This window comes from Nocardia sp. NPDC004860 (assembly GCF_040609015.1).
GTDB lineage: Bacteria > Actinomycetota > Actinomycetes > Mycobacteriales > Mycobacteriaceae > Nocardia.
Genome location: NZ_JBEXJI010000021.1, coordinates 47,916 through 57,783, shown reverse-complemented (window position 1 = coordinate 57,783; position 9,868 = coordinate 47,916). Strand labels below are relative to the sequence as shown.

The following is a 9,868-nucleotide window of genomic DNA, read 5'->3' as shown; positions in this document are numbered from 1 at the left end:
AGCTTCATGTCCGAATCAGAGCCTTTCGCCGGTCGTACTGCGGTGGTCACCGGCGCCGCAAGTGGAATCGGCGCGGCGCTTGTCGCGGAACTTGCCTCACGCGGCATGGCGGTCGTCGTTGCCGACATCGATGAGGCCGGCGCGCAACGCGTGGCCGAGGAGCTCCGTTCGCACGGGGCGCGCGCCATCGGGGTCGGCGTCGACGTGTCCGATCCGGAGTCGGTCGCCGCGCTCGCGGTCGCCAGCTACGCGGAGTTCGGGTCGGTGGAGCTGCTGTGCAACAACGCCGGGGTCCTACTGTTCGGCGCAGTCGCGGACTCCTCGATCGGTGATTGGCGGTGGCTGTCGTCGGTGAACGTGGAAGGCACGCTGAACTGCCTGCACGCATTCCTTCCCGCGATGCGCCGCGCGAGCGGGTGGAGACATGTGATGAACACGTCGTCCGCCCACGCCTTCCTGCCGGACACGAGCCACACCGCCCTGTACAGCGCAACGAAGCACGCCATTCTCGGCCTCTCCTTCGGACTGCGAGCCGAGTTGACCCCCGACGGTATCGGCGTCACGACGCTGTGCCCGGGGCAAGTGGCCACCCGGATCCTCGACTCCCAGCGAAGCCGGCCAGAAGTCTTCGGCCAGCATGCAGCGGAGCCGTTCGGGACCGGGGTGATCCCACTGGCGATCGAACCGGACGAGGTCGCTCGCGCCGCCGTCGACGGCATCGCACGCCAGGACGAACTTGTCTTCGCGCTGCCCGACTTCGGCCTGGATCAATTCCGCTCCCAGGTCGAGCAAATGGGGCAGATGGCCGATGATGCGCTGGCCGTACACGCTGCCAGGCTCCCGCAGGGAGAAGAGTCGGCGGGCAGCGTGAATTGATCTGTGCGTCACTGAATGCCGTCGCATGAGTTCGATGAAGTTCCCGCGGCACCGGACCGCGTCACACCGGCTGCCGCGCAGGCGCAGTCAACGCATCAGTGTCGCGATCGTCAACGTGACGGCCGTATCCAGCCTCCGAATCTCGTTCCGGCGCAACCCGAATGCGTCTGCGGCTTCAGCAGCGCAACCGCCTGGAAGCGTCGGCATAGTCAGACAATTCATCTCGAACATGAAGGAGAACCAGTTGATGGTTCCGAAGATCGGCCGCATCGTGATCGCCACGTTGGCAATTGCGACAGCTCTTGGGGTTTCCGCCTGCAGCAGTGGCAACAAGGACGAAGCCAAGCCGGACAAGGCGACCACGTCGAAAGTGGCTGCAGCCCAGAGCAGCTATCCGGCCGTGCCAGGTGCGACGGATCTCAATGCCGAGTTGCAGAAGCTCATGGATCCCAATATCGCCAACGAGCAGAAGCTGGACCTGATTCAGGGCATCAAGGCCGATCCGATGCTGCCGCAACGGTTGACCGATGCCTTCAAACAGATGAACGTCACCATCACGGTCACCAAGGTGACCGATTTGGGCAACGGCGCACTCACCGCCGACGCCCAGGTGTCCATCAACGGCGGAGCGCCGAACCAGGTGTTGGTACCGGTCGTGGCAGAAGATGGGAAATGGAAGGTCCAGAAGGATTGGACTTGCACCACGCTGTCGCTGGTCCAGCAGACTTCCCCGGCCTGCAGTTGATCGAACCGCAATGCGCCGTCAGTCGGTCCGAAGCGGACTCTCCGACCCGGGATGCAACACGGTGGTGCACCCTGAAACGGAACTACGCCCGGGCCGTGGCGGGCTGACTAGCCGGGGCCGTCGGTTGCTCGCTGGGGGATCCAGCCTGCCGGGTCGTGGATCAGTTCCTCCAAGGCCAGATACGCGGCACCGGTGGCGCCGGGCGCCGTATCCGGTCGGGCGACCTCGACTCGCGGGGCAATCCACCGTGCTGCCACCACCCGGCTGTGGAGGTGTGAGATGAGCGGGGGCAGTAGGAAATCGGCCAGCGCTGCCAAATGCCCTCCGAGCACGATGACCGGTATGCCGAGAATATTGATCGCCGCCGCCAGCGCGATACCGAGCGCCCACGCGGCACGCTCGAGGGAGTGCAGAACTGCGGCGTTCCCCGCGACCGCGTGGGCGGCGAGCTCGGCTGTGCCGGTGCCGGCGGGCAATCCGGCGGCGGCAACGAGTGCTTGCCTGCCGGCGTACAACTCGAGACAGCCCGTGGAACCACACGCGCAGGCACCGCCGCCCGGGTCGACGGTGACATGCCCGATTTCGCCGCTGCCCCCGTATGGTCCGGCCATCACCTTGCCGTCGATCACCGCGGCCCCGCCGATACCGGTATCGCCGGACACGTAGAAGAAGTTCCGGACCGCGCCCGGGCGGCCGGGTGCGTATTCGGCCGCTGCTCGGGCGGCCAGATCCGCCTCGTTGCCGACGCGCACCGACAGCCCGGCGCGTGCCCCGGCAGCGATGAACTCCTCGGGACGCAGTTCCGGCCAGCCCAGATTCGGTGCGGTCATGAGCGTGGCGGTGTCGGCGCGCACGATCCCGGGCAGCGCCAAGCCGACCCCGACGACTCGCACGTCGTCGGCCAGCGCTGTAATCAATTCTGTGCCGAGCTCGCCGAGTCGGGCCAAGCAGGCGGCGGGTCGGCTGTTCCGCCAGTCGCCGATCTCGCTGCGTTCGCCGGCGATCTCCCCGGACAACGTGATCGCTCGAGCGGTCAAACGATTCGTATCCACCTGCAGCCCTAGGGCGATGAGGCGACTCCCGGCGACGATCGGCGTCGCCGGCCGCCCGCGGCTCGGTGCGGCCGCGCGCGGCAGCTCGGCGAGGATGCCACCGGCGACCAGCTCGTCGACCAGGCGAGACGCTGTGGCTCGGGTCATGCCGGTCGCCGAGGCGATACTCGCGCGGGACACACCCGCCGGGTTCTGCAGCACCGTGGTCAGCACCAACGCCAAGTTGGCCGCGCGGAGCGATGTCTGGCGGGCGCTGGTCGGTGCCGTGCGTTCAGCCAGCGAAGAACCTCGATTCACATATTGACCGTAACCTATTGGCCGATTAAGTTCAGCGGCTAAACAAATGAGAGGATCGTGCGATGTCCCGCCAACCCACCCCGCAGGACAGGTTCTCGTTCGGACTGTGGACAGTCGGCTGGAGCGGCGCCGATCCGTTCGGTGCCGCGACCCGTCCGACACTGGCTCCGTGGGACTACGTCGACGGGCTGGCCCAACTCGGGGCCTGGGCAATCAGCTTCCACGACAACGACATCTACCCATTCGATGCCGACGAGGCCATTCAGCAGCGGCGGGTCGCCCGGGTGAAGGACGCGGCCGATCGCGCTGGTCTGGCAATCGAGATGGTCACCACCAACACCTTCACCCATCCGGTCTTCAAGGAGGGCGGACTGTGCGCCAACGACCGGGCGGTCCGGCGCTTCGCGTTGCGGAAGATCCTGCACGCGGTCGATCTGGCCGGACAGGTCGATGCCACCACCTTCGTCATGTGGGGTGGCCGTGAGGGCAGTGAATACGACGGATCCAAGGACCTCTACGCCGCGCTCGAACGGTACAAGGAGGGCATCGACACCGTCGCGGCCTACATCGAGGCGCAGGGATACGACCTGCGAATAGCCTTGGAGCCCAAACCCAACGAACCGCGCGGCGACATCCTGCTGCCGACCGTGGGACACGCCCTCGCGCTGATCGCGGAGCTCGACCATGCCGATCTCGTCGGGGTCAACCCCGAGACCGGGCACGAGCAGATGGCGGGACTCAACTACACCCACGCGATCGGGCAGGCGTTGTGGAGCGGCAAGCTGTTCCACATCGACCTCAACGGGCAGCGCGGCGCGAAATACGACCAGGACCTGGTCTTCGGCCACGGCGATCTGATGTCGGCGTTCTTCACCGTGGACCTGCTCGAGAACGGGTTCCCCGGCTACCCCGACGGTCCGCGCTACACCGGGGCCCGGCACTTCGACTACAAACCCTCACGCACCGAACACATGCCCGGGGTGTGGGAATCGGCACGCGCGAACATGTCGACGTACCTGATGCTGGCCGACAAGGCCCGCGCGTTCCGGGCCGACTCTCGCGTGCAGGAGGCGATGACACACGCCGGGGTGTTCGATCTCGCCCAGCCGACACTGGGCGAGGGTGAATCGGTACAGGCGTTCGCGGTGGCCCGAGACCGACTGTTCGACCCCGACACCGCCGCGACGCGCGACTACGGTTTCGTGCGCTTGCACCAGCTCGCCGTCGAGCATGTGATCGGATGAGGCCATGACACTCGTAGCTGGGGTCGATTCCTCGACCCAATCCTGCAAGGTTGTCATCCGCGACGCCGACAGCGGCCGGCCGGTGCGCTCGGGCGCCGCCCCGCACCCGCCCGGCACCGAGGTCGATCCCGAATATTGGTGGCAGGCACTGCAATCGGCGATACAGCAGGCCGGCGGCCTCGACGACGTGGCCGCGGTCTCGGTCGGCGGGCAGCAGCACGGACTCGTCTGCCTCGACGCCCGCGGTGCGGTGATCCGTCCGGCGTTGCTGTGGAACGACACCCGATCCGCTGCTGCCGCACGCGACCTCGTTCACGAAATGGGCGACGGCGATCACGACGCAGGTGTGCGGCGCTGGGTCGACGCGGTCGGCACCGCACCGGTCGCGTCGGTGACCATCACGAAACTGCGCTGGCTCGCCGACCATGAGCCCGCGAACGCCGCCCGTATCGCGGCGATCGCATTGCCCCATGATTGGCTGACCTGGCGGTTGCGCGGTGCGAGGTCGCTCGACGACCTGGTCACCGACCGCAGCGAAGCGTCGGGCACCGGCTATTTCGATCCGGTGTCCGGTGTCTACCGGCGTGAGCTGCTGGCAATGGCCTTGCGGTACAGCCAGACCCACGCGCAGGGCATCGTGTTGCCGGCGGTCGCGGCGCCGACGGCGCCGGCGGGCACCTCCGACCCTGCGCTGGGCCGGTCCGAGATGATCGTCGGGCCCGGGTGCGGCGACAACGCCGGCGCAGCGCTGGGTTTGGGACTGCACGCCGGTGAGGTGATGCTCTCGCTGGGTACCTCGGGCGTGATCGCCGCCGTCACGACCACGCCGGTCCGGGACCCGTCCGGCACGGTGGCGGGCTTCGCCGACGCTACCGGTCGGTTTCTTCCACTGGTGTGCACGCTCAACGCCGCCAGGATCCTCGAGGCGACTGCCACCGTCCTCGGCGTGGATCTCGACGAGCTGTCGGCGTTGGCGCTGGCGGCGGAACCCGGCGCGGGCGGGCTGGTGCAGGTGCCCTACCTGGAAGGCGAACGGACGCCGAATCTTCCCCACGCCACCGGCTCTTTGTACGGCATGACGATGGAGTCGATGACCCGGGAGAATATCGCCCGGGCGGCGGTGGAGTCGCTGCTGTGCCTGACCGCCGCCGCTGCCGACGTGTTCCGTCGTGGTTCGGTGCCCGTCGACCGGGTCACGCTGACCGGTGGCGGTGCACGCTCGGCAGCCGTGTGCGCCATCGCGCCGGCGGTGTTCGGGGTGCCCGTCGATGTTCCCGCTCCAGGTGAATACGTCGCCGCGGGAGCCGCTCGCCAAGCCGCGTGGGTGATGTCGTCGGCACCGCAGCCCCCTGCCTGGCCATTGGCCACCACCCGCACCTTTACTGCAGACCCGTCGCCGGAATTGCTCGCCCGATACCGGGAAGCAGCAGCACGCTCACACCAGTGATCCGCTGTGTCGGTGTCCCCGGCAGGTCAGTTCACGCTGCCGAGGTGTGCTCGCGGATCAGCTGCCCGACCGCTCGGCGGTTCGCATCGATGAAGAAGTGACCGCCCGGAAACGATTGCGCGGCAAAGCTTCCGGAGGTGTGTGCGCTCCACGCCTGGATGTCCGCGAAACTCGCGTCGGGGTCGCGGTCGCCGATCAGTGCGACGATGGGGGACTTGACTGTTGCGTCCGTCGTGCACGTGTAGGTCTCGATGGCTCGGTAGTCGTTCCTGACGATCGACAGGATCAATTCCCGAAAGTCGGGATCCTCGAGCAATACCGCGGGCGTACCGCCGATCTGAAGCAATTGTTCACACAGTTCTCGATCACCGAGCAGATGCACCCGCCCGCTTTGTGTCGCCGACGGCGCGCAGCGGCCGGAAGCGAACAGCACTGTCGCCGTTGCCCCTACCTCATCCTCGAGCCGCCTGCACGCCTCGAAGGCCACGACAGATCCCATGCTGTGGCCGAACACGGAGAAACTCTCGGCATCCCCGACCGCCTCGATCACCTCGGGAAGCAGGCCGTCGACCAGCCCTGAGATATCGCCCACGAGCCGTTCGTGCCTTCTGTCCTGCCGTCCCGGATATTGAACGGCGAGAACGTCGAACTCCGAACCGACGGACTCGGCCAATGGTCCGAAAGCGAGGGCGGATCCGCCGGCGTGGGGAAAGCAGACCAACTTGTGGGAGCCATTCCTCGGTGAAGGGGACAGGTGACGCAGCCAGCTATTGCCCATAGGGTGGAGAGCCTTTCCTCGGATTCGACATCCGAACGCTACCGTGCAAAGGGCTCGAGCCGGGTGCGGGGGAGCGTCAGGGCTGTTGTGGCGCACGGGAATCCGTAGGGGCGCGACGGAACGGGGCGGCCACGTCGGGGCGCAGGGGGAGCGCGGTGGCCGATTCGCGGCGACGGAGGGCCTCGGAAGCCTCGGGCTCGTTGTTGGCCGTCAGACGGTAGACGGCGCGTTCGAGGATCGGAAGGACTTCGGAGACCTGAAGGGTGCCGTCGGCGCATTGGCCGAGCAGGGAGAAGGTCATGTTGGAGAGGACGACGGCGATGTCCTCGAGGTAGCGGGGCTCGGCGCCGGCGAGCACGGCGGCGGCGATGGGGAGGACGGCGTCCAGGCCGTGATTGTCGAGGCGTTGGTTGGCCGGACCGATGCGGGCCCGGTGATAGGCCTCGAGCATGATCGGGTGGCGTTCCCAGGGATCGAAGACGTGGCGGATGACGCGGAGCAGGCCGTCGCGGATGGATTCGCCGGGGGGCGGGGATTCCATCGGGATGTAGGTGTTGTCCTCCATCCAGGCTTCGATGGCGGAGACGAGCAACTCGTCGCGCGTGGGGAAGAGCTTGTAGATGGTGGTGAGCGAGACGCGGGCGCGGCGCGCGACTTCGCGCAGCTGGACGGCGTCGTAGCCGTCGGATTCGAGCAGGGTGCGGACCTCGAGCAGGATCCGTGCCCGTAATGCCTCTTCCGTCTCCTTGGCCATGCAGTTACAGTAACGCCGTTACTTGAGTAACCGGGTTACTCGTCGAGTCCGCACGAACCTTCCAAGGTGTCCAATGCCAGATATCTCGCGTCGCTCCCTGCTGTCCGGAGCGGCGGTCACCGCTGCTCTGCTCGCGACCGCGCCGGTCGCCCGCGCAGGAATCGCCGCCCGGGTCCAGCGGGTGGAGCTCACCCGAGAAGACCATCGGGTCATCGTCATCGGCTCGGGTTTCGGCGGCGGCGTCACCGCCCTGCGCCTGGCCGAGGCCGGCGTCCAGGTGCTGCTGCTCGAGCGCGGACTGCGCTGGCCCACCGGACCGAACGCGCGGACCTTCCCGCATGCCACCGCACCGGACAAACGCATGCTGTGGCATCGCTCGAGTCCCGAATTGTTCGGCAAGCCGGTGGCTTTCGACAAGTACACCGGTCTCGTCGAGGCGGTGCCGGGGCAGAACATGACCGCCCTGTGCGCGGCGGGTCTGGGCGGCGGATCGCTTGTCTACCAGGGCATGTCGCTGCAGCCCGCGGAGGCGGTCTTCAGCGCTCACTTCCCGGACGGACTCGACTGGGCATCCCTGAATTCCGTCTACTACCCCCGGGTCGCCCGCATGCTCGGTCTGGCCGTGGCCCCCGACGAACTGATCAACACGCCGAACTACACCGCCGCAAGGGTTTTCGCCGATCACGTCCGCCGCGCCGGCCTGCCGCTGTCGAAGATCCCCATGCCCATCGACTGGAACTTCGCACTCGCCGAACTCCGCGGCGAGATGGCCCCCTCCTACACCAACGGTGACGGGGCCATGGGCGTCAACAATGGCGGCAAGCACTCGGTCGACGTCACCTATATCGCCGCCGCCGAGGCCACCGGCCGCGTCACCGTCGAGACCCTGCACGAGGTCACCGACATCGAGCGCGCGCCGGACGGCCGCTGGATCGTGCACGTGAACCGCACCGATACCGCGGGCACGGTGCTGGAGAACAAGATTCTCACCACCAATGCCCTGGTCATGGCCGCGGGCAGCCTCAATACCACCCGGCTGCTGGTGCGTGCGGGGGCCAGGGGCCAGATCCCCGATCTCCCTGACGATCTCGGCCGCGGGTGGGGCACCAATGCCGACCGCATCTACGTCTGGTCCGCTCCCACCGAGGAATTCGGCCCCGCCCAGGGCGGTCCGGTCGTCTACGGCAGCCTGAACTGGGATGACCCGGACAACGCGCACACCGTCATCCAGGCGTCCATTCCGCCGCTGTCGATGGACGCGCACAGCACCATGATGGTCGGCTACGGCCTCAGCACCGGCCGCGGCGAGTTTCGCTACGACTCGGCGACCGATGCCGCCACCCTGCACTGGCCCGCCGACGGCGATGCCGCCATCCAGGACAACCACATCGGCCCCGCGGTGCAACGCATCGCCGGACCGTCGAGCGTGCTGCTCGACACCAATCTCGCGTTCCCCTCCACCTGGCACCCGCTGGGCGGCGCGAGCATGGGCGCGGTGTGCGACCTGGACGGCCGCGTGCACGGCCAACCCGGCCTGTACGTCCTCGACGGCGCGCTCATGCCCGGCAACACCGCCGCCTGCAACCCGTCGATGACCATCGCGGCCCTGGCCGAACGCGCCCTGGATCATTTGGTGGCCACCGATGTGGGGCAAGCGATTTGACCTCGCCTCCGGACGCGCCGTACCGACCTCGGCTCGATTTCCTGCGGTCCGCACGCAGATTGCGGCGGCACCGCAGGTCTGCCGAGGTCCGACTCGCCGCGTCGAGCATCCGCATCCGCACGGTGCGGTCCTGCCCGAACGCTGACCCGGCGCGCACAGCCGGCGCACAGGTCTCACAGCTGACCCATAGCTTCGGTACAGCTTCGGCCCAGCGATCTCCCCGACGCTGTAACAATGTCAGTTCTGACCTCGGGAAACACCCCGATCGAGCGCTCCGCCATGCGTCGTGCCGACGGCAGTCCCGTCAGCGTGCTCGTGGTGGACGACGAACCGGCGCTGGCCGAATTGCTCGCCCTGGCCCTGCGTTACGAGGGCTGGACCGTCGGCACCGCCGGGGATGGGCGCACGGCCGTCGCCAAGGCGCGCGAGCTGCGGCCCGATGTGGTCGTGCTCGATGTGATGCTGCCCGATATGACCGGTCTCGAGGTGCTCGACCGGCTGCGCCACCTGCTCCCGGATCTGCCGGTCCTGCTGCTGACCGCCAAGGATTCGGTCGAGGACCGGATCGCCGGCCTCACCGCGGGCGGCGACGACTACGTCACCAAGCCCTTCAGCATCGACGAGGTGGTGCTGCGGCTGCGGGCGCTGCTGCGGCGCGCGGGCATCGCGAGTGAGGACAGCGGCTCGCGGCTGGTGGTCGGCGATCTGATGCTCGACGAGGACAGTCACGAGGTCACCCGCGACGGCGTCGACATCGTGCTGACCTCAACGGAATTCGAGCTGCTGCGGCTGTTCATGCGCAACCCGCGCCGGGTACTGAGCAAGGCGCAGATCCTGGACCGGGTCTGGAGCTACGACTTCGGCGGCCGCTCCAACATCGTCGAACTGTATGTCTCCTATCTGCGTAAGAAGATCGACAGCGGCCGCGCGCCGATGATCCACACACTGCGAGGTGCGGGCTATGTCCTCAAGCCGGCTCAGTGAGTCCACCCATGAGCTCGGCGAATCCGAG

General features: G+C 67.5%; 9 protein-coding genes. 6 read left to right on the top strand and 3 right to left on the bottom strand.

Translation table 11 applies throughout. From position 1 onward, the window contains the following. The first annotated feature begins 42 nt into the window (after positions 1 to 42). A complete protein-coding gene (locus ABZV44_RS30775; RefSeq protein WP_354843824.1) occupies positions 43 to 876 on the top strand; it encodes an SDR family oxidoreductase in 834 nt (277 codons plus the stop codon). A 25-nt stretch (positions 877 to 901) separates the two neighbouring features. Continuing rightward, entirely contained in the window at positions 902 to 1,621 is a 720-nt protein-coding gene (locus tag ABZV44_RS30770) for a hypothetical protein (RefSeq protein WP_354843821.1), read from the top strand. A gap of 107 nt (positions 1,622 to 1,728) precedes the next feature. Here ABZV44_RS30770 and ABZV44_RS30765 read toward each other — a convergent pair whose 3' ends face one another. After that, on the bottom strand, positions 1,729 to 2,970 hold the full coding sequence (locus ABZV44_RS30765) for an ROK family transcriptional regulator (RefSeq protein WP_354843818.1): 1,242 nt from the start codon (positions 2,968 to 2,970) through the stop codon (positions 1,729 to 1,731). Between the two features lie 62 nt (positions 2,971 to 3,032). On the opposite strand from ABZV44_RS30765, the gene xylA reads away from it, so the two are divergent. Together xylA and ABZV44_RS30755 are read left to right on the top strand one after the other, a co-directional pair. Further along, a complete protein-coding gene (gene xylA / locus ABZV44_RS30760; RefSeq protein WP_354843815.1) occupies positions 3,033 to 4,214 on the top strand; it encodes a xylose isomerase in 1,182 nt (393 codons plus the stop codon). A gap of 4 nt (positions 4,215 to 4,218) precedes the next feature. Beyond that, positions 4,219 to 5,661: an FGGY family carbohydrate kinase gene (locus ABZV44_RS30755; RefSeq protein WP_354843812.1), complete on the top strand. Its 1,443-nt coding sequence runs from the start codon at positions 4,219 to 4,221 to the stop codon at positions 5,659 to 5,661. A 31-nt stretch (positions 5,662 to 5,692) separates the two neighbouring features. Here ABZV44_RS30755 and ABZV44_RS30750 read toward each other — a convergent pair whose 3' ends face one another. Together ABZV44_RS30750 and ABZV44_RS30745 are read right to left on the bottom strand one after the other, a co-directional pair. Further along, positions 5,693 to 6,439 (bottom strand): alpha/beta fold hydrolase, encoded by a 747-nt coding sequence (locus ABZV44_RS30750; protein ID WP_354843810.1) that lies wholly within the window; start codon positions 6,437 to 6,439, stop codon positions 5,693 to 5,695. Positions 6,440 to 6,515: 76 nt separating this feature from the next. Then, on the bottom strand, positions 6,516 to 7,193 hold the full coding sequence (locus ABZV44_RS30745; RefSeq protein ID WP_354843807.1) for a TetR family transcriptional regulator: 678 nt from the start codon (positions 7,191 to 7,193) through the stop codon (positions 6,516 to 6,518). Between the two features lie 73 nt (positions 7,194 to 7,266). On the opposite strand from ABZV44_RS30745, the gene ABZV44_RS30740 reads away from it, so the two are divergent. Together ABZV44_RS30740 and ABZV44_RS30735 are read left to right on the top strand one after the other, a co-directional pair. Next, a complete protein-coding gene (locus ABZV44_RS30740; protein ID WP_354843804.1) occupies positions 7,267 to 8,856 on the top strand; it encodes a GMC family oxidoreductase in 1,590 nt (529 codons plus the stop codon). A gap of 234 nt (positions 8,857 to 9,090) precedes the next feature. After that, entirely contained in the window at positions 9,091 to 9,840 is a 750-nt protein-coding gene (locus ABZV44_RS30735; RefSeq protein WP_354843801.1) for a response regulator transcription factor, read from the top strand. The last annotated feature ends 28 nt before the right edge of the window (positions 9,841 to 9,868 follow it).

Excerpts from the sequence above, each read along its gene's own strand:
- ABZV44_RS30740 (WP_354843804.1), top strand. The coding sequence starts at position 7,267 with ATGCCAGATATCTCGCGTCGCTCCCTGCTGTCCGGAGCGGCGGTCACC.
- xylA (WP_354843815.1), top strand. The coding sequence starts at position 3,033 with ATGTCCCGCCAACCCACCCCGCAGGACAGGTTCTCGTTCGGACTGTGG.
- ABZV44_RS30745 (WP_354843807.1), bottom strand. The coding sequence starts at position 7,193 with ATGGCCAAGGAGACGGAAGAGGCATTACGGGCACGGATCCTGCTCGAG.
- ABZV44_RS30735 (WP_354843801.1), top strand. The coding sequence starts at position 9,091 with ATGTCAGTTCTGACCTCGGGAAACACCCCGATCGAGCGCTCCGCCATG.
- ABZV44_RS30750 (WP_354843810.1), bottom strand. The coding sequence starts at position 6,439 with ATGGGCAATAGCTGGCTGCGTCACCTGTCCCCTTCACCGAGGAATGGC.
- ABZV44_RS30770 (WP_354843821.1), top strand. The coding sequence starts at position 902 with ATGAGTTCGATGAAGTTCCCGCGGCACCGGACCGCGTCACACCGGCTG.
- ABZV44_RS30755 (WP_354843812.1), top strand. The coding sequence starts at position 4,219 with ATGACACTCGTAGCTGGGGTCGATTCCTCGACCCAATCCTGCAAGGTT.